Genomic DNA, 25,388 nt, shown 5'->3' with positions numbered 1-25,388 from the left:
CCGTATTCCGAATGCAGAGCCTCTTCAATTGATGTGCGATCTATCAGACACTGAATACCCATTTCAATTTGTCGGAGCGGATTGGTGATATTCAACTCTTTTCCACCAAACCTGCATTTACAACTTCGATAAAAGCTTGGCGCCATTCCGCGATTTCGGCGGCGCTTGGACCTATCTGGTCTGCCGCTCTTGATCGCCCTGCGATCAAAACCTCTGCCAACCTTTCCGTGTCCCCATATCTCACCGCTAGGGAGGGGATTCCGGATTCGGACGCGACCTGGGAAACTATAGCTCCTTCTCGAGTAATGGGAACTGAACCCAACTGCACGGCACGACCAAAAACGCCAGAAGCCTGATCATACCTTGGATCATAGCATGCCCACACCAGCTCGGAGGTGCCTATCAAGCTCAACAGTTCGGCATCGGAAAGAAACCTATCAATCACGACCGATCCTGCATCGGACAGTCGTGTCAATACGCCGCGAGTGTGCGGATTCGTTGAGCCCGCCACCACAACCTGAGTATGTTCCCTGATTACAGGAAACTTCTCCAGAGTGTCGGCAAGGAACTCCAGGCCCTTCCCGGCATTCAGAACGCCAACCGCGGTGCACAGGCGCCTGCGACCTGCCATGGAGCGAACATCGGCAGACAGGCGGGTTTCCTTCGGCGATGGAATAGACACACCGTCATGCAAGTCCCAATACTGCGGGTCGTACACACCTGCAGCGGCTACCTGGGCGTATCTGGGGGCTACGTCAAACGGCGTTATGGCTATGACAGTAAGGCCCGGGAGGTGCCGCAAAGCTCTGAAAAGCAACCACTTGAGACGGTATTTGAGTCCTGGTAGGAAACATTGTTCCGGGCGAAGAAACAATGCAACGGTATTCTTCCTCGCAACGCTCCTTGCCACCGAAATCAAGATAAAAGACAATACGTGCTCATCCAGCGTAGCAAATAGCAACTCCTTGCACCGAACTAACTTGTAGAACATTTTGGCAGTAACATTGCCAAAAACCTTGTCCATTCCAAAAACATCGCCCAGCGTAGCCAAGTAAGATGCCTTGTGACCGCCGCAGGTTTTTACATATACTATTCTGTCCAGGATTTTCAAAGCCAGCTCCGGTCCGATAGGCGAACACCAGCGCCGTGAACACGCGGATCAAGGTGTAAAGGCGAACTCGAGATCGGCATACCTCACACGACGAATTGTGCCACGCCATGAATACCGCGAGCTATATTTCCTTTGGAAAAATAGGAAAGAAATTTGATACCGAAGAGATTTGCCCAGAGGCGCAATATCTCCTGCTCTCCAAGCCGATGAATGTCATCAAGAAAGACGACGTAGTCTTGAGCGAGCCATTCCTGTACTGCTGGGAGTGCGGGATAGCGAGCCAATTCATACCCAGCGCTGTATGCAGGAGGACCATCGACCACTACACAATCAATCGACAGATTCTGCACAGCCGTTGTGACGATCACTGGGTCGTACCATTGCAGACCATTCTTACTCAAAGTGCAGGGTCCAAGAGGCGCATGAACGACTGAGGCGAACTCGGCCAAATTTAACGCTGCGAGGCGGTTCTCAACGAAGGTCGCCCATTCTAAATCGCTCTCGAAGCTAACAATTCGGCCGCCAAGTCGTGAAAGGATTTGGGCAACATAGATCGTGGAAATGCCGCTTCCGAATTCTACGATCGTCTTACGAGAATTGATTTCGATTTCGTTGAGCACGACCTGCAGGGCTGAGGGAAGCAGGGATGCGTCCGACCACGGCAAGTATGGTAGCCCGAGCCTGGATAATTCGGCTGCGGCTCGCGAGTCATTGGAAAGTTGGGCAAAGCGGTTCAGCTTTGTCGTGATCCTGTTAATCACCTTCATGCGCTCGTAACTCCGCTCCGTTTCAGTCAGTTGAGTTCCGTTCAGGGGCGCCCTCGTGCGGGTGGTCACCACAGAAGATTAAAAGATCCTGCTATTGGAATGCCCAGTCGTCAGGCATGGGCACTTCGTCTTGCGTAGTCAAAGAAATCCTTGGGAGTGCGCCATGGCATAAAGGCAGAGCGCGACATCATAATAAAGATCGGTCTTGTGCGGCGCGGGATAGCCAAGGTGAGGTAGGTAGCCGTGGCATACGATAGGAGGGTCGCAAACGCGGCACCCAAACTCCCATAGTGAGGAATAAGAAGGAGGTTAAAAGCCACATTAGTAAGCGCGCCGAGCCCTTCGGTTAAGACGAAAAAAGTGGCGCCTCCCCCTATAATTGTCCACCTTGTGAATGCAATCCGCATGAACAGGAAAGGCGCAGACAGGACGTGAACCATCAAGATCGGAACGGACGGGCCATAATCAACTCCGAACAGAAAACGGATGAGCGGCCCACCGACCAAAAACATCGTGGCTATCATGCCCAGCCCAGCAAGCCACAAAACATCGAAAAGAGCCTGGAATTGTCTGTTAAACAAATCCTGATCGGCTTTTGCCGTCTCGATCAGCTTAGGGAATACACTAGCCACCAAAGCAGCAGGGACGAAGTATGCCGCCTCAGAAAGGGTCGCCGCCACTGCATACCTGCCTACCTCTGCCGGCCCAGCCAGCCACCGAAGCATCATCACATCAATTTTTAAGTAGATGAGCCCGAATATCGACCCAAGGAAAAGCAACCAGCTCTCAGCAAGCAACATCCTTGCGAATGCCGGAGAGAATCGCCAGTGCGACAGAGGCGGGCCTTTCTGCCGCTTGTAAAAACGGAGCGAAAGCGCAACACTGATTAATACCTGGACGATATTCGCAGCGGCGAACGCGACCACAGTAAATCCCATCCATACAAGCCCTAGCTTTCCCAAACCGACCAACAATACTGACATGCTGGAGGAGATCGCGTTGTACCGCGCCTGAACGCGCGAGTGAAACCAGAGACCGAAGAATCCTGACAGCGACGCCAGGGGAATAAAGACTGCGGCTAGAAGCAGCATCGTACGCTCGGTCGAATTCACACTCATAGAGAGCGTATAAACGACCAAACCCACAGCTCCTAACAAATGGCCAGCAAACTTCAATGTGAACACTGTGCCGAGCACTCGTGGGACATCATCAGGACGATTGATGATCTCTCGAATCACCAACCCATCTAACCCGAGTTGGCCAACTACTGAGAACAGCAATGCTGTAGAAAACGTATAGGATAGCAGTCCAAAGTCGCTCGGCCCAAGATAGCGCGCTACCACCGCCACCACCAGAAGCCCAATAAGACTTGTTAGGAGTCTATCGGATACCAACCAAAGAGAATTCGCTATATATCTCCAGTATCTCCTGGCCAATTTTGGAAGGATTCCAAATATAGACATGGCCTTATGCACGACCAAGCTCGCTTCTATTACTCATTTTTTTAAAGTGTTTCCTCAATGGATATATTAATTCTTTCTTTAAGGAGCAGAAATTTAGACACGAAACTGTTGCGAGGCAATACGCAAACGATGTTATCAGCTCCAAGCTGCTCGTCATGCTACATTTCTTCCATTCACAGGTCGGATCGGCCTTGCTGGCATTCCTCCAGCCAGTGTATCCGAACCTATGTTTTTGGTTACCACACTACCTGCCGCTATCACACTCCTCGCACCAATTGTTACTCCTTTCAATATCGTAACACCTTCACCCAGCCAAACATCATCCTCAATAATTATTGGAGCAGTACTGCAAGGACGCCTGCGGCGCCGTTCCATAAAGTCCACTGGATGAAAATCCGTATCATAAATTCTGCAGTTCGCACCGATAAGCACATGATTGCCAATTGTGATCGAGTTGGAGCAAAAGATTGCGGCTCCTGAAATTCCGGTATTATCGCCAATCGTCAACGTGGCGCCCTGTCCAGCTACCAACTGTGTAGGATGATTGATGCCAGCACGGTTAAAACGTGAGCTATTTACGATTGTTACGTTCTCGCCAATAACGATCCGGCCACGGGCGCTTAATCCCAACGGGCCAAGCACCACAAAACCTCTCGGTAAAGATACTCCCCGGAGGCGCAGTTGAACACGAGCCCTGAACGACCAATACCATTGAATTGCTCGATTATATATATATACAATATACGATATCATTTATTTTTTTAACATTCTATCATAAACAGACATTGTCCTCTCAACGCCAGCCCCGCTGCTGAAATTATCTACAGCAAATCCGACTGAATTCCGACCCATTTGTACTCTCTTGTCACCGTCACATAATTCGTTGACAGCAGATACAAACGAGTCTGAATTATGCCAACTAAATACCTTTCCGGTATGACCATCAATCACCAACTCAGCCAAATGCGGAATATTGGCCACTAAGCTAGGTTTCCCTAATGCGGCACCTTCGAAAACACTTCTCGCGCTATGGGGTTCTGTGAACGGAGCAATTATAACATCAGACGCCAACATCAGAGGAACCGGAGTTTCCACAAAATCCAGTGCAGCACATCGGGTGCTCTGTCTTGTAGCTTCGTATGCCTCCAAAGCGTAACCCGTCTTGATTTTCGGGAACCCAGCAATGACAAATCGGGCCGCAGGATGCAATTTTTGCGTAATCGACTCGACCAACCTCACCAACTCAAGGACGCCGTTTGACGGAGCAACACGAGCTAGGAATAGAAAAACTACCTCGTCTGCATCCCAGGCTTGATCACGCTTATATTTACCACCCAATGAGATATCGGTGTGAAACGTGGCCTCATCTACGAAGTTATATACAACAGTCCCATCTATATTGTTGCCTCCCAGCGTCTTCAAACCTGCTTCGTCAATGCTGATAAAGGCATTCACGTGCTTCCTATTAAGTCCAGCCAGTACTCTACCCCACCTATTTGAAAGCAGAGGTTCGCGCACGTGAGCGATCACTGGCAACTTTGGTGACGCCATATGAGCGCCGGCTGCGGCCGCAACCATGCAGGTTGAATTCAGATGCACTAGGTCAGGGCGCACTGCTTTGACTACGCGCTTCGCGCATCTTGCGGTCAGTGGATATGAAGCGATCGCGTAGGTGCGGCCTGAAAATTTGTGATTGGGGGCCACTGATGAACCATGGAACGGCCGGATATCTCTTTCTTCAAGGACCTCAGCACCAGCCTCAGAGAATAGCGCCTTGACCGCATCATTGTCTACCCGCCTGGGCATAACTACAATTGGTTGGAATCGTTCGCGATCAAGACCTTTGACGAGCAATGAAAGGCTACGTGGCGCACCTCCCAGACTCGTAGCATGATGAAAATACAACACTTTCTTTACCATCCCATTTCGAACCTCACCTTGCAAACACCTAACGCCGGCTGCCTGCAGTACTTAAAGGGAAAAGTCAGTAAGCCGTTTCCAAGCCCCAAATTGGCAAATGAGAAAGGCAACGAACGAACTCATCGTCATCCACATCGAACGGAGATCAGGGCCGTGGACACCGAGGTAACCTTTGCGAGCGCCAATGCAATGGCACTTTTCGCGATCCTGCGCTTTCTGCCGGCTGCCCTGTGTTCAGCCAGCATCAGGTCACCAACGACCCCCGATGGCTGAAATGAGCGAAACCTGGACGCAACGGAAGCGCTTGCGATCCTTATATAGTGTACGATCTGAGTACCCGATGTTTGAGTTTTATGTGAGCGTTAAATAATAGACTTAAAGTACTCAACAGTCTTTCTTAAGCCATCATTCAATTTTACCTTAGGCTCCCATTTAAGATTTTCTTGGGCCTGAGAGATATCCGGACGACGGCGCGTCGGATCGTCGGCAGGGAGAGGCTGACGGACCAGTTTTGAACGAGAGCCGGTAATTTCCAAAACGGCTTCCGCAAGCTCCACCATCGTATATTCGACCGGATTACCAAGGTTGATCGGCCCGGTAACAGTGGTATCCGTATCCATCAACCGAACAAATGCTTCGATCAGATCGTCGACATAGCAAAATGAGCGAGTCTGGCTGCCGTCGCCGTACAGGGTAATGTCTTCACCAGCCAAGGCTTGCGATATGAAGTTCGAGACGACCCTGCCATCCCTCAGGTGCATGCGGGGGCCGTAGGTGTTGAATATTCGCGCAACTTTGATGCCAACGCCATGTTGCCGGTGATAGTCGAAAAATAACGTTTCGGCACACCGCTTTCCCTCATCGTAGCAAGAACGCGGGCCGATCGGATTGACGTTTCCCCAATATGCCTCGGTTTGCGGGTGCACGAACGGATCTCCATACACTTCGCTGGTTGAAGCCTGCATGATCTTGCACCTCAAGCGCTTAGCCAGGCCCAGCATGTTGATGGCCCCGTGCACGGAGGTCTTCGTCGTTTGCACCGGGTCGTGCTGATAGTGAATTGGCGACGCAGGGCAGGCCAGATTATAGATTTCATCCACCTCGATGTATAACGGGAAACATACGTCGTGGCGCATAAATTCAAAACGGGGGTGATTGTAAAGGTGGTCGATGTTTCGCTTTGTGCCGGTGAACAGATTGTCCACGCAGATAATCTCGTGACCTTGAGACAACAGCCTGTCTATCAAATGAGACCCCAGAAAACCGGCGCCGCCGGTCACCAGAATGCGTTTTCGGCTGTCATAGATACGGGCCATTGTGCCTTACTCGCTGAGGTAAGATAATGCTGGAGCAACCCGGCTCAGCTCGGTCCGCCCATCGTGTCTGGCATATAAAACCATGATGCGCGTTGATGCCACTGAAGGACTAGGGTCCCATTCGTGCTGCAATGAACTGACCGACCTTCCGAGCTGGCTTCGCGACCAGCGCATAGTCGACCGGACCGGAACCGAGCCATTTGCGCCTTGAATGCAAGGCTTCAATGTTATGAGCCAAGTGAGATCGAATGCCCTTGGTGCTTTTACCGCCCTGCATCATGTCGATCATGACCTGATCGACAATAACCGATCGGAATCCGAACAACTCGACCGCACGAAGCATCCAGTCGTAGTCGGATGCGACTTTCAGTTCAAGGTCGAAGGCGCCCACAGTGTCCGCGACTGTGCGCTTCACATAGAATGTGGGGTGTGCAGGCATCCATCCAGTCCGAAAGCCCTTCGAAGGCTTTGGAGTCGCTCGCCATCGACGCACGACGCGCTTGGTCAAATGATTTTCAACAAAATCCAGATTCCCATGCGCGACGTCAGCTTCTTGCAATGCCTTTGAGATTCTGCTCAGCGCGAAGGGATCATGATAGCAATCGTCCGAATTCAGGACCCCAACTGCGTCTCCGGTGTACAGGCGCAGTCCCTTGTTAAGGCCGTCATACATGCCTCTGTCGGGCTCGCTGAGGATGACCATCCGATCCTGTGGATAGGAACGGATGATTGACAGCGTTTCGTCGGTCGACGCACCATCGATCACGATCAGCTCCTTGTCCTCGTGTTCCTGGGCAAAGAAACTATCGATCGTATGCTTGATTGTTGCGGCCGAGTTCCGGCAGACCGTCAAAACCGAGACCTTCATGTCATCTCGTTCCAAAAATTCTTACTGGGCAGCAACACGAAACCGGTCCTCATCCAGACGCCGGTGCTCGGATTCCCGCTTTACGGTTTCGAGGTCCGACTGGACCATTTCCTGAACCATCGTTGCCAGAGACGTTGTCGCCCTCCACCCCAGAATGCGGTTCGCTTTCGACGCGTCGCCAATCAGGAGCTCAACTTCGGTCGGTCTGAAGTACCGCGGATCCACTTCGACCAGAACGGCGCCGGATTTTGCATCGGTCCCTTTCTCGTCGATACCGGAACCGACCCATTGGATCTCGATCCCGACCTCGTCGAACGCAAGTTCGACAAAGCGGCGGACTGAGTTCTTCACGCCCGTTGCAAGGACGTAGTCGTCTGGCACGTCATGCTGAAGGATCCTCCACATGCCTTCGACGTAATCGCGGGCATGGCCCCAATCCCGTTCGGCCGACAGATTGCCTAGGTAAAGCTTGTCCTGAAGGCCGAGGCTGATTGCAGCAGCGGCGCGCGTGATCTTGCGAGTGACGAATGTCTCGCCGCGCATTGGGCTCTCGTGATTGAACAGGATGCCGTTGGAGGCATGGATGTCGTAAGCCTCTCGATAATTCACGGTGATCCAGTAGGCATAAATCTTTGCCGCGGCATAAGGCGAACGAGGATAGAACGGCGTCGTCTCTCGCTGTGGGATCTCCTGCACCTTGCCATAGAGCTCAGAGGTCGACGCCTGATAAAAGCGCGTCTTTTTTGTCAGCCCGAGCAGCCGTATGGCTTCGAGGAGACGCAAAGTGCCGATCGCGTCGGCGTTTGCCGTATATTCCGCGGTCTCGAAGCTCACTTGGACATGCGATTGTGCGGCAAGATTATAAATCTCGTCGGGCTGCACTTCTTGGACGATGCGGATAAGATTTGTGGCGTCGGTCATGTCGCCATAGTGCAGCGATAGCCTTACATTCTTTTCATGCGGATCCTGATAGAGATTATCGATGCGACCGGTGTTGAACGAGGAGGAACGCCGCTTAATGCCATGGACATCATAGCCTTTTGCCAAAAGAAGTTCCGCCAGATAGGCGCCATCCTGGCCGGTGATGCCGGTAATGAGCGCGGTCTTCTTAGTCATTGTCCTTCTCCGAGGTCAACAGGACGCTATTCGCAACGCTGATCAGCGTAACTTTAGACATTGCAAATACCTATTTCAAAAGCTTATCCCGAATTTTTAAGGCTCGTGGACGGCGACTTGGCACATCGACCATCGATTCTTAACAGTCTAGTCAACGCGCGCCAAATCCTGTCAGCATGGTTCGGACGGTACGAAACACAATCAGCACGTCGAGCCAAGGGGAGAAATTCTTGATGTAGTAGAAATCGTAGTGAAGTTTTTCCAGGACATCGTCGACGGCCGCAACATGGCCCTGGTTGACTTGCGCCCAGCCGGTAATGCCCGGCCGCACGATGTGACGGTACCGATAGAATGGCAGCTCCGCCTCGTACCATTTCGATAGCACGAGTGCTTCCGGTCGCGGACCGATCCAGCTCATCTCGCCGCGCAGGATGTTGAAGGCCTGCGGCAACTCGTCGATCCTGGACTTTCTCAAGAGCTGTCCCAAGCGGGTGATGCGTGCGTCGCCGGCCTTCGTGATGGCCGCTTCCTTCTCGTCGATAACCCTGTCGCTGAGTTTCATTGTCCGAAACTTATAAACCTCGTAAGGATGTCCTCCGTACCCCATCCTTTTTTGTCTGAATAGTGCAGGTCCAGGTGAATCCATTTTTACAGCAATCGCAACGAACAGCAATAATGGCGACAAAACCGCGAGGACAAACAAGGCAGATGCCCAGTCGATAGCCTGCTTTATTTTCAAGTAAGCTTGATTTGGGTTCAAGGAACCTAGCGTATTTTCAGAAAGATGCTCGATCTCCACCCGGCCTGTGAGCGATTCGCTGATTTGCTTGACATGATAGACCGGTGTTCCCGAGAGCGCGCGGTCGGCGATATATCGCTCCCACTCATCCGAAAGGTCGGCTCGAAGGTCGGCCACCACACCGGTCGCGTACTCGACGACCATGTCCGGTGAATGAATTCTATGCCAGTTCACACCCGATATGCTCTCCAGTCTATGGACGTCCCCGCCAGGAATTATCACCAGCCGGTGTGCATCGAGCCTACGCGTGACTAGGCTCAAGCCAAAATACCACAACGTCGATTGAATGAAGCTCGCTGCGGCCTGGAATCGGCTATAATCGAACCTGAAGAAGAAGATGGTGACGAAAACTAGGCCATAGGTCAGGGCGAAGGTTGGCAAAATGTAACCAGCCGCTGCGACCCCTGGGAAATTGCCTATGCGCCTGTAAAAGAAATAGCCCGTCGTGTGTGCGATGAATGCTGCAAAAATTGTAACTTGCATGTTCGATGACCAGATCACCCGAGGATCAAACGACATGCGGACCAGCGCCGGCAGCAGAATCGCGAATGTCAATCCGCCAAGCAGCTGAAAGCGCATCCGGAGCAGGAGGTGCCTTCGATTGGGAAGTTGGATGGTGGTGGTAGTCAAATTGAATCCCGCGAACTGGGGCCCATGAAAACCTGGACGGTCATTTGACAAAGTGCTGGTCTCGCCCGACGCTTGAATAGGCAATGCCTTCCTTCACAACGTCCTCGCCGCGGTAGACATTCCGAAGGTCAACCATCACCGGCGTGGCCATAAGTCCATGAAGCCGCTTGAGATCTAAGGATCGAAACGCATTCCACTCGGTGACGATGACGATCGCGTGCGAGCCGTCGGCTACTGCATACGCACTTTCCCCAAATTCAATTCCCTCGATCATCTTACGGGCCTGCTCCATCCCCACCGGGTCATAGGCCTTAATGGAAGCGCCCGCATCCTTGAGCGCCTGAATGATGGCCAATGAGGGAGCGTCCCGCATATCGTCGGTGTTTGGCTTGAATGTTAGGCCTAGGATGCCGATCGTCTTGCCGCGCACAGAGCCGCCGCAGGCCTCGACCACCTTGCGCGCCATCGCCCGTTTGCGCTGGTCGTTTATCGAGACCGTCGTTTCAATCAGCCGCACGGGGCTTGCCGCGTCCTGCGCGGTCTTGACCAGTGCCAGCGTATCTTTCGGGAAACAGGAACCGCCATAGCCCGGCCCGGCATGAAGGAACTTTGCGCCGATGCGGTTGTCCATGCCGATGCCGCGCGCGACGTCCTGCACATCGGCTCCCAACCGCTCGCAGAGATCGGCTATTTCGTTGATGAAGGTGATCTTCATGGCCAGAAACGCGTTGCCGGCATATTTGGTAAGCTCAGCCGTACGCCGGCTCGTGTAGAATATCGGCGCGACATTCAGCGAGAGGGGGCGGTAGATCTCGCCCATGACGGCTTTGGCCCGTTCGGCATCGGTCCCGACAATGATGCGGTCGGGCCGCTTGAAGTCCTCGATCGCCGATCCTTCGCGAAGAAATTCCGGATTGGAGACCACCGCAAAATCGGCTGTGGGATTTTGCTCTTGGATGATCCGTTCCACCTCATCGCCGGTACCGACGGGAACGGTGGATTTCGTCACCACGACCGTAAACCCCTTGAGTGCGCGACCAACTTCGGCGGCCGCGTCATAGACGAAGGACAGGTCGGCATGGCCATCGCCACGCCGTGATGGCGTGCCCACGGCAATGAAGACGACATCCGATTGAGAAACGGCATCCGCCAGATTGTCGTCGAAACGCAAGCGGCCTTGCGCGGCATTGGTGGTGACGAGGTCGTCAAGCCCTGGCTCGTAGATCGGTATCTTGCCGAGTTTGAGCATGGCAAGCTTTTCCGCATCCCGGTCGACGCAGCAGACCTGATGGCCAAAGTCGGCGAAACAGGCGCCCGAGACGAGCCCCACATAGCCGGCACCAATCATTGTTATTCGCATACCACGTACCCTCAATCAGCGCCGACGAGACGATCTCGCCACACAGCGCCTAGTCCCACCGAAGAAAGGCTACCGCACTCCCGGGTGAAAACCCGAGAGCCGATGCTACAACATTTGCATCGCCTCGCCGCACCTTGATGCTTACGGCTATGCGATGGCGACGAGATCCCTGGTATCCAGATCGACAGGTATCTCGCCATTCATGATCGCAATCAGAACCCGAGCCCTTCCGGCTGGATCGAGCCGGTCAAGGCGACCGATCATTTCGGCGAAAGGGCCGGAAAGGATCCGAACCGAAGCACCGGCTGCGAGGCCGCCACTGAAGTCGAGCAGGCCGCGGCTGCCGGTTAACGCAATGAAGCGCTCTACCAGACCCGAGGGGACAGGCAAAGGCCGGTCTCCTTGCATGACGAGGGAGCGCACACCGAACGTTCCGTTGATCGAGCGCCAACGTTGCAGCGCGACGTCAAGGGCGATGAACATGTAACCGGGGAAATAAGCCGCAACTCGTGTTTCGAGCCGCCTGGCATGACGCACGGTTTTCTCGCAGCGAGGCACAAAGGGCTGGAACCCCTGGATCCGGAGATGCCGCTCGGCAACGTGCTCCTTTCCGGGAAAGACGCTGGCCGCATACCAGCGAGTTGCCGGCGCGGCGGTCGACTCAGGCGACGGGGTTGTTGCCTTGCTCGTTGTTTTTTCCACGCTACTCACGGGTCTCCCTTCGGCGGTCGGCGGCATGATCTCAGCTCAACGGTTACGACAGTGTGTCGATAGCAGCAAGCAACCAAGCCACTAGAGTCAAGGCGGTTGGGTTAAGAATTTCCTACACATTGTCCAGAAATTTAGCTCTGCCTAAATAATCATCGAGCCGCTTTCTTTTTCAGCTGGCTGAGATGCTATGTCGAGCAATTTATTTCCATACGTAAGTGCTTGGTACGCGGGCCGTGACGAATCGCCCGTTGGTTCTGGTACTTAGTCCGTTGACTTGAAGCTAATGTGACGGATGGCGTCGCGCGCAGCCTGCCAGCGACAAGGATCCTGCACGGCCACACCAACTACGGCGAAAACCATTCGCGCAGAAGGGGTTACCACCAAGTCATGGGGTTCAGGCAATAACATGGCGACAGCGATGCAACGTGCAGGTCCGTTTTTGACTTAAGTTCCGCTCGACCGGCTTCACGAACGCTTCAGCAGCGACCAGACAGCCGGCACCAGGCTCGCGGCCAGCGCAACCTTGATCAGATCACCGACGATAAAGGGCACCACCCCGAACTGCCAGGATTTTTCCGGGCCGATCAACAGCGCCAGCCAGGCAAAGCCCATTGCCATCATGACGATCTCGGCCACCAGCATGGCATTGAAGAGCTTGATAGGATGGCGATCCCAGCCACGGTCGGCAGCCCAGCCGACGATCGCGGCCATGACGACGAAGCCGGCTAGATAACCGCCCGTCGAACCCAGCATGTAAGCGATGCCGATGCCTTTTTCCGGCGTGCTCTGGAAGACCGGAAAGCCCATCGCGCCCTCAGCCATGTAGAGAAGCAGCGTTGCGACGCCGAGGCGCATGCCGAAGGAGGCAGCGATCAGGAAGACAGCGAGCGTCTGCATCGAGATATCGACCGGACCGAGTATGACCTTGGTCTTGGCCGACAAGACCAGCAGCAGCGTTCCGGCGATCGCCAGCAGAAGCTGTCCCGACAGGCGGGCTGCGCCCTTTTCGGGCAAAGCGAGAGAAATGAGCGGACGCATCGTCGTTACAATTGCCATGGTCTTCCCCGTTCCGGATTGCCGCCGAACGCGGCCTTGCGTTTTCCTATATTGGCTTCCGTGCTAAGCGGCAATCGGTTTTGCCCTCGCCCCAAAAAAGGTCGCGACATTCGCATGGCGCTGAAATTCGACACGCGCTTCGATCCGGCCTACGGCCAAGGCGTAGCCGTTGCGCCTGCTATTCAACGCGTCACCGCAAGGAACCCAAGCCCGTTCACCTTTCACGGAACCAACAGCTATATCGTCGGGCGCGAGACGCTGGCGGTGATCGATCCCGGACCGGATGACGAGACGCACCTTCGAACACTGCTTGAAACGATCGGGATCAGACCGGTCAGCCATATCTTCGTCAGCCACACGCATCGCGACCATTCGTCGCTGGCGGCGCGGCTGAAGCAGCATACCGGTGCGGCGGTTCTGGCGGAAGGCCCGCATCGTCCGGCGCGGCCGTTGCGTACCGGCGAGGTCAGTCCGCTCGATGCCAGCGCCGACACCGACTTTGTTCCTGATATCGTGCTGCCCGACGATATAGTGATCGACGGCGACGGCTGGGCGATCCGGACGGTGCTGACGCCCGGCCATACCGCCAATCATGCAGCCTTCGCGCTGGAGGGAACCGGCATCCTTTTCTCGGCCGACCACATCATGGCGTGGGCAACCACGATCGTCGCGCCGCCGGACGGCGCGATGGCGGACTACATGACATCGCTCGACCGGCTGATCGAACGTGACGACCGGGTGCTGCTGCCCGGCCATGGCGGGCCAGTGACCGAGCCGCGCAACTTCATGCGCGGATTGAAAGCGCATCGAAAAATGCGCGAACGGGCAATTCTGGAGCGGATCAACAGCGGCGACCGGGCAATCAAGGACATGGTGGAGGTGATCTATCGAGACACCGACCCGCGCCTGCATGGCGCGGCCGCCCTGTCGGTACTTGCCCATCTGGAAGACCTGGTGGCGCGCGGCCTGGTCCACACCGACGGCGCGCCGGCTATCGACGGCATCTATTCGCCGGTAAAGTAGTACCCTCCGATATCATTCCGCCGGCGCCACGCCCACCTGGCCGGCGACTTCCTGGTCGAGTTCGGCAAGAAAATCGGTGATGCGCGCTGCATTGTCGCCAAAATCGTGGCGGCCGTAACGCGAGGCCGAGCGCATATCGACGATGACCACGTCGCCGTCGTCGGTCACGCGGATGGCGACATCGGCTGGAAGGCCAAGCAGCAAGCTCTTGGCCAGCGCATTGACCGTCACGTCGCTTTGCCCTGCCGCGTCGGGAAATGGCGCCGTGAGCTGCCAGCCACGCCGATCGAGCACGGTTTTGACCGCCTCCAGAACGCGATCGAAAGGCAAGGTGTAGCTGCGTCCGGTAACAAGCGGATAAGCTTCGATTTGCAAGCGCTGCTCGCCGGGTGTCGGCGGCAAAAGCTCGTTCATGTCCTTTGTCCGGGTAGAAATATCGAGCGCCGGCGGGTCGTCCAGATCCGTCGAGATGTCGCGCAGCGGCGGATAAGTCGCCGCCCAATAGGCCGCGACGCCGTACGGGACGAGCACCAGAAGCGCCAGCAAGGCCCCGGCGGTCAGGTCCTGGCCGCCTCGATCGCCGAAATTCCACAATCGCGCGAAGGCAAATCCGGCAAACAGAAGCGCGAATGCTGCCAGCAGGGCGACAATGCAAAGCACCCATAGGAAAGCTGGGGTCTCGACGAAGTCATAGCGATGGCCGATGAGAGCGGTCAGCAGCAGGACTGCCGAAAACGCGCCGGCGCGCCGCGACCAACCGGCAGCCCTCGACGTTTGTCGCTCGGGAATTCCCGTCATTGTTTTCCGCGCTGCCCCAACCCGAACAAAGGCATAGTGCCTTTCAGCGGCGGCTTGAAGGCGCAAAGACGCCGCATCTCCGGTCAATCCGTGGGCAGGTGATAATCCCGGAACTGCTGACGCAAGGTAATCTTCTGGATCTTGCCGGCAGCGGTATGCGGGATTTCGCCGACAAAGGCGACGTCGTCCGGCATCCACCACTTCGCAACCTTTCCGTCCATGAAGGCGAGGATGTCCGTCTTGGTCGGCTCCCTGCCCGGCTTACGCACGACCACGAGCAAAGGCCGCTCGCCCCATTTCGAATGCGGAATGCCGATGGCGGCGGCCTCCGCCACATCGGGATGGCCGACCGCAAGGTTCTCGAGCTCAATGGTCGAGATCCATTCGCCGCCCGACTTGATCACGTCCTTGGCGCGATCAGTGATCTGCATATAGCCGCCGGGATTGATGTGCGCGACGTCACCGGTATCGAACCAGCCGTCTTGATCGAACTGTTCGGCTCCGATACCGCCATAATAGGCGCGCGCGACGGCCGGCCCGCGGACCTTGAGCCGGCCGAAGGTCTTGCCGTCCCATGGCAGTTCGTTGCCGGCGTCGTCCGTCACCTTCATTTCGATGCCGAACGGTGTAAAGCCTTGTTTCTGCTGGACGCCGAGGCGGGCCTCGCCCTTCAGCCCGGCGTAGTCCGGCTTCAGGGTGCACAGCGTGCCGAGCGGCGACATCTCGGTCATGCCCCAGGCGTGGACGACCTGGACATCGTAATTGTCCTGGAACTTCGTCGTGATCGCGCGTGGACAGGACGCGCCGCCGATGACGACTTTCTGGAGATAGGGAAGTTTCTTGCCGGTCTCTTCCAGATGCTGGAGGAGCATCATCCACACCGTTGGCACAGCGGCGCTGAAGGTCACCTTCTCCGTGTCGAGCAGCTCGTAGATCGAAGCGCCATCCATCTTGCAGCCGGGCATGACCAGCTTGGCGCCAATCATCGGCGCGCTCTGGGCAAGGCCCCAGGCGTTGGCGTGAAACATCGGCACGACCGGCAATATGGTATCGCGCGACGACAGGCCCATGGCATCGGGCATCGCTTCGATCATGGCGTGCAGCACGTTCGAACGATGGCTGTAGAGGACGCCCTTCGGGTCGCCCGTCGTGCCTGAGGTGTAGCACATACCAGCGGCGGTGTTTTCATCGAATGTCTTCCAGGCGAAGTTGCCGTCGGCTTGGGCAAGCCATTCTTCATAGGCAACGACATTGGGCAGCGCAGTCTCAGGCATATGCGCCTCATCGGTCAGCACGATAACCTGCTTCAGCGACTTGACCGCGCCGGCGATCTTTTCGAGCAGCGGCAGGAAGGTCAGGTCGACAAAAACTGCCTTGTCCTCCGCATTGTTCATGATCCAGGTGATCTGCTCGGGAAAGAGCCGCGGGTTGAGCGTGTGATAGATCGCGCCGACACCCATGATGCCGTACCAGGCCTCGATGTGGCGCGCGGTGTTCCAGGCCAGTGTTGCGATGCGGTCGCCAAGTCCGAAGCCGTCACGCTCGAGCCGCTCGGCGACCTTCAGGGCGCGATGATGGATTTCGGCGTATGTGCTGCGCACGATCGGCCCCTCGATCGAGCGCGACACGATCTCGCGTCTGCCGTGCTGCCTCTCGGCGTTGTCGATCAGCTTATGGCAAAGCAGCGGCCATTCCTGCATCAACCCGAGCATCTTGCTCCTCCCATTATTTTTTGCGCCATTGTGGGACGAACCGGCGAATTGTCCAGCGGTGACCGGGCTGGAGCGGTGCATAGGACGAAATGAGGCCGAATTCGCCACAATCCGGCCATCCTCGGCGTTAACGTTGATTAACGGGCGGGGCGCGATTGGCTAATGAAAGAGGTGTCGCATGGACGCGCAGCTCGACGACGAAGCCCTCGAAAATACGCTTGCTGAAAGTCTGGCCGATGTGGTGGCAGCCGATGTCGCGCAGGCCGATCTGGTGCCCGACGCCAAAACCGTTTCCGAAGATGAATTCGTCGAGGTCGTCGGTGGCGCCCTCGAAGCGGTCGGCGGCACGCTCTTGTTCAAGATGTGCGTCGAGAACGAGGGCAAAGCCCAGCACGTCGCTGCCGCCTGCGTCGGCGATGGCGGCAATCGCCAGTTCCTGCTGCTCACCTTGCCGACCAGCGGTGGTGCGCTGAAGGTCGAGACCACTGCGAAAAGCAGCAATCCGGTGGCCGGCATTGCCGTCGCCTATGCCGGGCTGATGGACGCCTTCCAGGCCGCTGCCTGATTCCAAGCGGATACCGGAGGCCAGCGCAAGACTGCCGCCTGCGGGCGACACCCGCTTGGTGGCAAGCAGCTCTTGCGCGAGGCTCTTGCCAGACACATCTTGGGTTGAGGCAAGGAGATCCGACATGGACCAGATCGCAAACCCGGCACCCGGCTTTCAACGCAATCCGGACAAGGTCATCGCCGTCGAGCCTTATAAGGGGACCGTGACGGTGCGCGCCGGCGATACCGTCATCGCCTCGTCCAGCAAGGTCAAAGTGCTGACCGAATCGCCCTACCCTCCGGTTTTCTACATTCCGTTCGACGACATCGACTTCAACCAGCTTGGCAAGACCGAACACTCGACCCATTGCCCCTACAAGGGCGAGGCCAGCTATTGGAGCGTGCTCCCCGCCGGCGATGCCGGCAAGGATGCGATGTGGGCCTATGAACGGCCGTTCGACGAGATGTCAGACATTCGCGATCACGGCGCGTTCTATCCAAACAAGGTGACGATCGAGGCCACGCCCGGCTGATCAGTCGGTGGTGCCTTCATCGCCGACGCCGTCGGCCTCGTCGAGCCGCACGAAGGTGAGGCCCTTCGCCTTCAGCGCCAGGAGGCCTTGCACCACGCCTTCGCCGGCCGCATGGGTCGGCTGGTTGATATGAGCGATGATGACGTCACCGTCCTTTGCCGCCGCGATGCGCCGGGCGGTCTGTTTTGCGCCGAGCAATGAGCCGCCGTCGCCGTTGATCGAGAATCCGGCGATCTTGAAGCCAAGCTTGCGGATCATGGCGATTGCCGACGGGCTGTATTCGGCGGTTGCACCGCGAAACCATTTCGGCGCCGGTTCGCCGGTCACGGCAAGAGCGGCAGCACCGGATTCGACTTCGGCCAGCACGGCCTCCGGGCTACCGGCACTGCGAATGCCGTAGATCTTTTGCGGCGTGTCGACGGCCGGGACGTGGCGGCCGCCATGGTTTTCCAATTCAAACAGATCGGGATGCGCCCGCATGATCTCGACGGCGGCGGCGTTGTGTTTCAGCCAGATGCCGGTGACGAAAATGATGGCGGGAATCTTGTTTTCCACCAGCGCCGAGAGAATCCTTGTATCGGTCCGCCCGCCGCAGGCATCGAGCGTCAGCGCGACGCGGCCGCCGCCCGCCTCGGCCTTGATGTGCAGCGTCGGTTCGACGAGCAACTGGGCGTTGCTGGGAGAAGCAGCCCACAGCGATATCGCAATGGCGCAAAAATGCTTTTGGAACAGGCGCATTGATTATTTCCAGGTCGCCGGATCAAAGTTGAAGCGGCGACCCCAAGACCGGCATCAAGGCGGAAATCGGGACGATGCCCCTGCAAAAGCGTCGGCAGCGGCAATTTGACCGCCGGCCTGACCTTTGGCAAGCACGAGGTCACAATGCGTGCTCGACGTCCTTAACCGTACGTGAAAGGATCGCGCGCACCGCGTCGACAACCGCTTTGACCTCTAGTCGCCAGACGCAGAAAGCCTTGCTCGGATCGGGACGGCGGCACAGGTCACTGGCTATGCACTCGCAAGGCATGGAGGGCCGCGGCGTAACACTGGCCACGCCGACAGGACCCCAGACAGCGGGGTCGGTCAACCCGAAGAGGCCGACAACCGGCGTTCCCGCGGCGGCGGCCATGTGCATCGGGCCACTCTCGTTCCCCAGAAACAGGCGTGCCTGGCCGAGGACCGCCAGCAGCGTTGCCAGCGAGAGACCCCCGACCACGTTGACGACCGGCGAAGCGGCCTTGGCGACGATTCGCTCGGCAGATGCCCGTTCACCGGGGCCGCCGACGAGCAGGAAGTCCAGCCCGGTCTGTCGCGAGAGCTCGTCGATCGCCAGCGCAAAACGTTCCGGTTGCCATTGCCGGCCCCGGAAGCTCGCTCCCGCATGAACGGCTATGAAGGCGTTACGCCGGAGATGATGCCTGTCGAGAAGCGCCAATGCCTTGGCGGTCTCCAGCGGCAGCGGCTCAATCGTTGGGACCGGCGCACGCAACTCCACGCCAAGCGCCTCAAGCGGCGATAGGTAGCGGTAGAGATAATGCCGGCCACCAAAGCCAAACGGCTTGGCCAGGACGTTGGCGGGCTGGCGCTCCAGCCAGCGCAACGGTTTTTCGGGAGGATCATATCCGACGCGGGTCTTGGCATTGACGAGCCTGACGATGATGCGTGAGGTTCTGGAATCGGCCAGGTCGATGGTCAGGTCAAACCGAAACCGGCGCAGAGCGCGCACCATCGCGTAAAGCTCGCGGCCACGCTCCAGTGGGGTGCCACGCATCCGGGCGCGCCGGAATGCCACCACGTCCGAGGCGATGCCATGAGCCGTCAGGAAACTGGCAAAGCTCGCCTCGCAAAGGAACACGATCCTGGCCTTTGGATATTCGAGGCGCAGGTTTCTGGCGAGCGCCGAGGCGAGGACAAGATCGCCGATGAATTTCGTCTGGAGGATGAGAATCGAGCGGACGTGCGCGGGCGGGGTCTGCAACATCTGTTTCTGGCACCGGGGCGGGTTCGGGGGCCGGAAACTGGGCAGAAACGATGTCGGGATTTGGGGCCGTCACGCGCACGTTCGCGTGAATTTGGTTACAAATCCGTAAGGTCAGACGCCGGTGGACTCCAACTCCTATCCGCGGCCGTTCTTTGCAGCCTTCACCGCCGCCTGCGCGGCGGCCAGCCTGGCGATAGGCACGCGGTAGGGCGAGCACGAGACATAGTCGAGGCCGACCTCTTCGCAGAAACGGATCGAGGCTGGGTCGCCGCCATGCTCGCCGCAAATGCCGAGCTTGATGTCGGGCCGCGTCGCCCTGCCCTTCTCGGCCGCCATCCGCACCAGCTCGCCGACACCCTCGATATCGAGCGACACGAATGGATCCTGCTCGATGATGCCTTTTTGCCGGTAGGTCTCGAGGAACGAGGCCGCGTCGTCGCGCGAGATGCCGAAGGTGGTCTGGGTCAGATCGTTGGTGCCGAAGGAGAAAAATTCGGCCGCCTCGGCAATGACATGAGCGCGGATCGCGGCGCGCGGCAGTTCGATCATCGTGCCGGTAAGATAGGTGATCTTGACGCCGGTTTCCTCAATCACGCTCTTGGCGACGGCATCGATGCGCGCCTTGACGAATTCGAGCTCCTTCGCCAGGCCGACCAGCGGCACCATGATCTCCGGGACCACCAGCGCGCCGGCCTTCCTGCCGGCTTTCACGGCGGCCTCGAAGATGGCGCGCGCCTGCATCTCGGCGATTTCGGGATAGGAAACCGCAAGCCGGCAGCCACGGTGGCCGAGCATCGGATTGAACTCGTGCAGCGCTTCGGTGCGCCGCCTGAGCTTGTCCGGCGATACGTTCATGGCAGCGGCGACCTCGGCCAACTCCTCCTCGGTCTTCGGCAGGAATTCGTGCAACGGCGGATCGAGCAGGCGGATCGTCACCGGCAGGCCGGCCATGATCTCGAACAGCTCGAGGAAATCCGAGCGCTGCATCGGCAACAGCTTGGCCAGCGCCGTCCGCCGGTCTTTTTCCGTATCGGCCAGGATCATCTCGCGCATGGCAACGATGCGGTCGCCGTCGAAGAACATGTGTTCGGTGCGGCAAAGCCCGATGCCTTCGGCGCCGAAGGAGCGCGCCATGCGCGCATCGAGCGGCGTCTCGGCATTGGTGCGCACCTTCATGCGACGCACGCTGTCGGCCCATTCCATGATGGCGGCGAAATCGCCCGAGAGTTCCGGCTGCAGCATCGGTACCGCGCCTTTCAGCACCTGGCCTTTACCGCCGTCGATGGTGATGATGTCGCCCTTGCGGAAGGTCGCGCCCATCGCCATCAGCGTGCCGGCTTTGTAGTCGACGCGCAGCGAGCCGGCTCCTGATACGCAAGGCTTGCCCATGCCGCGCGCCACCACGGCGGCGTGGCTGGTCATGCCGCCGCGCGTCGTCAGGATGCCTTCGGCCGCATGCATGCCGTGGATGTCTTCGGGGCTGGTCTCGATGCGGACCAGGATAGCCTTGCGGCCTTGCGTCTTGGCTTCCTCGGCGTCGTTCGAGGAAAACACGATCTCGCCGGTGGCAGCGCCTGGCGATGCCGGCAGGCCGACGCCGATCACATCGCGCGCCGCCTTCGGATCGATCGTCGGATGCAGCAACTGGTCGAGCGAGGCCGGATCGATGCGGGCGACGGCCTCCTCCTTCGAGATCAATCCGTCCCTGGCCATGTCGACGGCAATCTTCAGCGCCGCCTTGGCGGTGCGCTTGCCGGACCTGGTCTGCAGCATCCACAATTTGCCGCGCTCGATGGTGAATTCGAGATCCTGCATGTCGCGGTAATGTCTTTCCAGACGGTCGGAGATGCTGACGAAAGCCTGGAAGGCGTCCGGCATCAGCTTCTGCAGCGACGGCTTGTCTGAGCCGGCGGCAATCCGCGCAGCCTCAGTGATGTTCTGCGGCGTGCGGATGCCGGCGACGACATCCTCGCCCTGGGCATTGACCAGGAACTCGCCATAAAGCTGCTTTTCGCCGGTCGACGGATTGCGGGTGAAGGCGACGCCGGTGGCCGAGGTGTCCCCCATATTGCCGAAGACCATGGCCTGGACGTTGACTGCCGTGCCCCAGCTTTCGGGGATATCGTGCAGGCGCCGGTAGGTGATGGCGCGGTTGTTCATCCAGCTGGAAAACACTGCGCCGATGGCGCCCCAGAGCTGCTCGTGCGGATCCTGCGGAAAGGGCTTGCCAAGCTCCTCCTCGACCTTGGCCTTGTAGAGCGCGATCACGCCTTGCCATTCGATGGCTGTCAGCTCGGTGTCGAGCTCATGGCCAAGGCCGCCCTTCTGGTCTTCGAGGATTTCCTCGAAGACCTCATGGTCGAGGCCCATGACGACATCGGAATACATCTGGATGAAACGGCGGTAACTGTCATAGGCGAACCGCGCATCGCCTGAATCGGCGGCCAGTGCTTCCACCGTCTCGTCATTGAGGCCAAGATTGAGCACGGTGTCCATCATGCCGGGCATCGAGGCGCGCGCCCCTGAGCGAACCGACACCAAAAGCAGTTTCGAGGGATCGCCGAAACGGCGTCCGGTCAGCCGACCGATATGGTCGAGCGCGACCGCAACGTCCGCCTCCAGCGAAGCCGGGTACGTGTGGCCGTTGGCGTAATAGGCGTTGCAGACCTCGGTGGTGATGGTGAAGCCCGGCGGCACCGGCAGGCCCAAGCTGCACATTTCGGCAAGGTTGGCGCCCTTGCCACCGAGCAGATTGCGGTCGCCGGCACGGCCTTCCGCGGCGCCGTCGCCAAAGGTGTATACCCATTTGGTCATGCTTGCTCCCCGGTTGCAGGAGATTGGAAAGGTTTGGCAAATCGAGCGATATGATGCTGCAGTGCGAAAGGCAAGGCATCGGCCAAGCCGGCCGGGCCTCTACAATCGATTAAGGAAAAGCGGCACAGAAAAGACTTGATTTTTGGAAAGCTTTGTTGTAGAACATAACGAGAACAAAAAGGGCAGAACGATGAGAATGGCCGGAAAGCTCGATTATCTGGAAATGCCAGCCACAGGCGGAACGCTGGACAGCGTGAAGGCTTTCTACAGCGCAGCCTTCTCATGGTCGTTCACCGATTACGGGCCGACCTATTCAGCTTTTGCCGAAGGGCTGGACGGCGGTTTTCAGGCGGATGGCCAAGATGCGCCGGCCAAGCCGCTGCCCGTGATCTATTCCGAAAGGCTGGAGGAAACACTAAGCGCCGTCGAGAATGCCGGCGGCACCGTCGTCAAGACGGTCTTTTCATTTCCCGGCGGCAGGCGGTTCCATTTCCTCGATCCGGCCGGCAATGAAATGGCTGTTTGGGGTGAATAGGTCCGTTCAAAGTGACGATTGCAAAACTGGCGGGTCGGTCGCGCATAGTCGATATGTCGGCATTGAGCTTTCTCGCGGCTCGTCCTATAAGGCCGCGCGCACAGCGGGCACGCTCCGGCTGTTGGGGCGTCGCCAAGTGGTAAGGCATCGGTTTTTGGTACCGACATTCCCAGGTTCGAATCCTGGCGCCCCAGCCAGTTCTCCAATTTGACGGTCCCCTGAGTCGTAATCTCAGTTGCAGATATCTTGGTCGCGGGCTGGTACCTGCGGTATCTGTCCACAACAAATTGGTGCCTCCGGCAGAGAGCGCGATCCGGCTGGCATCTTAGTTTAATGTCGGCTCAATTGGCCGGCAGTCAAATGCATCTTGTGGAGAAAAGCAGTTTTCTGCCCCGGTTTGGCGTTCGATCTTATAGTTTAGAACTTTTATGATCCAAAAACATCAGATTTTCTTGCTCTTCTTCAGATAAGTCAGGACATCCAACGCCACTCTAGTAGTAACCGTCGCAATTATCAAACTAATTTTAATAAAAATCAAATTCTAAATGTAAGTGATTTTGTTATCTTGTACTGTCGTCAACAAGTATAATATCGTCTAAATATCAATAGGAATCTCTGTAAAACAACTTAGGACATATCCGCATTTTAATTTGCTTTAATCACGCAATGTCGACTATCCGCAAGTATATTTTTCGCCGCAACGGGAGAATCCTGCCGCCGATCAATCATTCTATCAAGGGCGTGCGGGTATGTGATTTGGCGCTAATATACACCTTCTAGTAGGCAGGCATCCGCGGGGCGCTATCGAATCAAAATGAGGGATTATGGATGGCGACTCTCCATTACACGTCGGGCGGATCCGGCACGGACATTGCAAAAGCCGGATTCAATCTGGCTAGCGTGCAATATGTTGACCAGGTCAACGAGCTGCCAGAGGGCATGAAAGGCTTGGTCTATCTCGACGAGGCCAACGGCGTAACCCAGTCCTTTATCGACAAGGTTACTCCTTTCCTCGGCAATCCGAACGTATTTGGGTTCTTCCTGGTTGACGAGCCGGATCCCACTGGCCAATGGGGTACCTACGCCTCTGCTGCGAATCTGAAGGCAGAATCCGACTGGATCCATGAGCATTTTCCAGGCGCCAAGACCTACATCACAATGATGAGCCTGGGGACGTCGGCGAATCCGGATTTTAGGGGCACGTACAATCCCGCCAATACCGGTATCGATTACTACGGCATAGATGTCTATCCCGTCCGCACGGATGGGCCGGTCGACTACAACATGATCGACAAATTCGTCGCCGCCGCTCAGGCATCGGGCATCCCGACGAGCCAGATCGTTCCGGGCTACCAGGCGTTTGGCGGTGGCGAGTACAACACCGACATGGGTGGCAAATATGTCGTGCCCACCGCCGCCCAGATGGAAACCATGATGGAGCACTGGGCCAAGCTGGTTCCGTCACCCGCCTTCGACTACGCGTATGCCTGGGGATCGCAGCGAGGCGACACCGCGCTTGAGAGCTCCCCGGAACTGCAGGCCGTTTTCCGGGAGCACAACCTCGCAACTGGGACCGCTCCGCCTCCAGTCGACACAAGCGACACCTTGTATGGCACCAGCGGCGACGATGTGTTTCACGGGGCCGGCGGCCACACGATGATCGGCTATGGCGGCAATGACACCTATTATGTCGATGACGTCCGCGATAAGGAGATCGAGGCTGCGGGCGGCGGTACCGATAAAGCATTCGCCTCCGTAAGTCATGCGCTTGCGGCCGGATCGGAAATCGAACTTCTCGCCACCAACAGCCCGTCCGGCACCACGGCGATCAACCTGACCGGCAATGCGTTCGCCCAGACTATCCAGGGCAATGCCGGCGCCAATGTCATCAACGGCGGGGGTGGGGCCGATACCATGACCGGCTATGGCGGCAACGACACCTATTATGTCGACAATGCCGGCGACAAGGTGATTGAGGCTGTGGGCGGCGGCACCGACAAAGTGCTCAGCGCGGTGAGCTATGCCCTTTCCGCTGGCTCGTCGATCCAGTTTCTCGCGACCGCGAACGCGTCCGGCACCACAGCCATCAACCTGACCGGCAATGAGTTCGCCCAGACGATCCAGGGCAATGCCGGTGCCAATGTCATCAACGGCCTCGGCGGAGCCGACACGATGGCCGGCTATGGCGGCAACGACACATACTATGTCGACAATGCCGGCGACAAGGTGATTGAGGCTGTGGGCGGCGGCACCGACAAAGTGCTCAGCGCGGTGAGCTATGCCCTTTCCGCTGGCTCGTCGATCCAGTTTCTCGCGACCGCGAACGCGT

The 25,388-nt window shown here is 57.5% G+C and carries 22 protein-coding genes and 1 tRNA gene; 6 read left to right on the top strand and 17 right to left on the bottom strand.

Annotated elements, in window-relative coordinates; all coding sequences use genetic code 11:
* Positions 1 to 91 precede the first annotated feature (91 nt).
* The 12 genes from NMG46_RS28400 to NMG46_RS28345 all read right to left on the bottom strand — a co-directional run bounded on the left by NMG46_RS28400 (position 92) and on the right by NMG46_RS28345 (position 13,117).
* On the bottom strand, positions 92 to 1,111 hold the full coding sequence (locus NMG46_RS28400; RefSeq protein ID WP_254820621.1) for a hypothetical protein: 1,020 nt from the start codon (positions 1,109 to 1,111) through the stop codon (positions 92 to 94).
* An 83-nt stretch (positions 1,112 to 1,194) separates the two neighbouring features.
* Complete coding sequence (locus NMG46_RS28395; protein ID WP_254820620.1) at positions 1,195 to 1,878, bottom strand: class I SAM-dependent methyltransferase; 684 nt, start codon at positions 1,876 to 1,878, stop codon at positions 1,195 to 1,197.
* Positions 1,879 to 1,988: 110 nt separating this feature from the next.
* The gene (locus NMG46_RS28390) at positions 1,989 to 3,341 is read right to left on the bottom strand and encodes a flippase (RefSeq protein ID WP_302897285.1); all 1,353 of its coding nucleotides are present in this window, start codon (positions 3,339 to 3,341) and stop codon (positions 1,989 to 1,991) included.
* Positions 3,342 to 3,494: 153 nt separating this feature from the next.
* Positions 3,495 to 3,986 (bottom strand): DapH/DapD/GlmU-related protein, encoded by a 492-nt coding sequence (locus NMG46_RS30085; protein ID WP_254820618.1) that lies wholly within the window; start codon positions 3,984 to 3,986, stop codon positions 3,495 to 3,497.
* 108 nt (positions 3,987 to 4,094) lie between these two features.
* Positions 4,095 to 5,261, bottom strand: coding sequence for a glycosyltransferase family 4 protein (locus NMG46_RS28380; RefSeq protein ID WP_254820617.1), 1,167 nt, complete (start codon positions 5,259 to 5,261; stop codon positions 4,095 to 4,097).
* Positions 5,262 to 5,623: 362 nt separating this feature from the next.
* A complete protein-coding gene (locus NMG46_RS28375; RefSeq protein ID WP_254820616.1) occupies positions 5,624 to 6,577 on the bottom strand; it encodes a UDP-glucuronic acid decarboxylase family protein in 954 nt (317 codons plus the stop codon).
* A gap of 109 nt (positions 6,578 to 6,686) precedes the next feature.
* A complete protein-coding gene (locus NMG46_RS28370; RefSeq protein ID WP_254820615.1) occupies positions 6,687 to 7,445 on the bottom strand; it encodes a glycosyltransferase family 2 protein in 759 nt (252 codons plus the stop codon).
* Between the two features lie 21 nt (positions 7,446 to 7,466).
* A complete protein-coding gene (gene gmd / locus NMG46_RS28365) occupies positions 7,467 to 8,561 on the bottom strand; it encodes a GDP-mannose 4,6-dehydratase (protein WP_254820614.1) in 1,095 nt (364 codons plus the stop codon).
* Between the two features lie 151 nt (positions 8,562 to 8,712).
* Complete coding sequence (locus NMG46_RS28360) at positions 8,713 to 9,990, bottom strand: sugar transferase (RefSeq protein ID WP_254820613.1); 1,278 nt, start codon at positions 9,988 to 9,990, stop codon at positions 8,713 to 8,715.
* A 40-nt stretch (positions 9,991 to 10,030) separates the two neighbouring features.
* A complete protein-coding gene (locus NMG46_RS28355; protein WP_254820612.1) occupies positions 10,031 to 11,350 on the bottom strand; it encodes a UDP-glucose/GDP-mannose dehydrogenase family protein in 1,320 nt (439 codons plus the stop codon).
* 147 nt (positions 11,351 to 11,497) lie between these two features.
* Positions 11,498 to 12,052, bottom strand: coding sequence for a transcription termination/antitermination NusG family protein (locus NMG46_RS28350; protein ID WP_254820611.1), 555 nt, complete (start codon positions 12,050 to 12,052; stop codon positions 11,498 to 11,500).
* 474 nt (positions 12,053 to 12,526) lie between these two features.
* Positions 12,527 to 13,117, bottom strand: a complete 591-nt coding sequence (locus NMG46_RS28345; protein WP_254820610.1) for a biotin transporter BioY — start codon at positions 13,115 to 13,117, stop codon at positions 12,527 to 12,529.
* A 114-nt stretch (positions 13,118 to 13,231) separates the two neighbouring features.
* Here NMG46_RS28345 and NMG46_RS28340 point away from each other — a divergent pair, with 114 nt between their 5' ends.
* Positions 13,232 to 14,140 carry an MBL fold metallo-hydrolase gene (locus NMG46_RS28340; RefSeq protein WP_254820609.1) on the top strand — a complete coding sequence of 303 codons (909 nt, stop codon included), beginning with the start codon at positions 13,232 to 13,234 and terminating at the stop codon, positions 14,138 to 14,140.
* 12 nt (positions 14,141 to 14,152) lie between these two features.
* Here the strand turns inward: NMG46_RS28340 and NMG46_RS28335 are convergent, their stop codons facing one another.
* Together NMG46_RS28335 and NMG46_RS28330 are read right to left on the bottom strand one after the other, a co-directional pair.
* Positions 14,153 to 14,938, bottom strand: a complete 786-nt coding sequence (locus NMG46_RS28335; RefSeq protein WP_254820608.1) for a DUF1499 domain-containing protein — start codon at positions 14,936 to 14,938, stop codon at positions 14,153 to 14,155.
* An 83-nt stretch (positions 14,939 to 15,021) separates the two neighbouring features.
* Complete coding sequence (locus NMG46_RS28330) at positions 15,022 to 16,650, bottom strand: fatty-acid--CoA ligase (protein WP_254820607.1); 1,629 nt, start codon at positions 16,648 to 16,650, stop codon at positions 15,022 to 15,024.
* Positions 16,651 to 16,828: 178 nt separating this feature from the next.
* On the opposite strand from NMG46_RS28330, the gene NMG46_RS30080 reads away from it, so the two are divergent.
* Together NMG46_RS30080 and NMG46_RS28320 are read left to right on the top strand one after the other, a co-directional pair.
* Positions 16,829 to 17,215: a hypothetical protein gene (locus NMG46_RS30080; protein ID WP_368389328.1), complete on the top strand. Its 387-nt coding sequence runs from the start codon at positions 16,829 to 16,831 to the stop codon at positions 17,213 to 17,215.
* 124 nt (positions 17,216 to 17,339) lie between these two features.
* On the top strand, positions 17,340 to 17,729 hold the full coding sequence (locus NMG46_RS28320; RefSeq protein ID WP_254820605.1) for a DUF427 domain-containing protein: 390 nt from the start codon (positions 17,340 to 17,342) through the stop codon (positions 17,727 to 17,729).
* On the opposite strand, the gene NMG46_RS28315 is transcribed toward NMG46_RS28320, so the two are convergent.
* From NMG46_RS28315 to ppdK, 3 genes are all read right to left on the bottom strand, one after another.
* The gene (locus NMG46_RS28315) at positions 17,730 to 18,467 is read right to left on the bottom strand and encodes a polysaccharide deacetylase family protein (protein ID WP_254820604.1); all 738 of its coding nucleotides are present in this window, start codon (positions 18,465 to 18,467) and stop codon (positions 17,730 to 17,732) included. It lies immediately after the preceding gene.
* 139 nt (positions 18,468 to 18,606) lie between these two features.
* Positions 18,607 to 19,710, bottom strand: coding sequence for a glycosyltransferase family 9 protein (locus NMG46_RS28310; RefSeq protein ID WP_254820603.1), 1,104 nt, complete (start codon positions 19,708 to 19,710; stop codon positions 18,607 to 18,609).
* Between the two features lie 135 nt (positions 19,711 to 19,845).
* Positions 19,846 to 22,524, bottom strand: coding sequence for a pyruvate, phosphate dikinase (gene ppdK / locus NMG46_RS28305; protein ID WP_254820602.1), 2,679 nt, complete (start codon positions 22,522 to 22,524; stop codon positions 19,846 to 19,848).
* Between the two features lie 190 nt (positions 22,525 to 22,714).
* Between ppdK and NMG46_RS28300 the strand changes: the two genes are divergently transcribed.
* From NMG46_RS28300 to NMG46_RS28290, 3 genes are all read left to right on the top strand, one after another.
* Complete coding sequence (locus tag NMG46_RS28300) at positions 22,715 to 23,059, top strand: VOC family protein (RefSeq protein WP_254820601.1); 345 nt, start codon at positions 22,715 to 22,717, stop codon at positions 23,057 to 23,059.
* A gap of 122 nt (positions 23,060 to 23,181) precedes the next feature.
* Positions 23,182 to 23,256: transfer RNA gene (locus NMG46_RS28295), tRNA-Gln, on the top strand.
* A gap of 631 nt (positions 23,257 to 23,887) precedes the next feature.
* Positions 23,888 to 25,388, top strand: a 1,501-nt coding sequence (locus NMG46_RS28290; protein ID WP_254820600.1) for a calcium-binding protein, incomplete at its 3' end; no start/stop codon positions are given.

Origin of the sequence: Mesorhizobium sp. LMG 17147 (assembly GCF_024297145.1) — a bacterium.
Lineage (GTDB): Bacteria > Pseudomonadota > Alphaproteobacteria > Rhizobiales > Rhizobiaceae > Mesorhizobium.
Note: the sequence above shows the minus strand (reverse complement) of the source record. Positions and strands in the feature narration are given on the sequence as shown.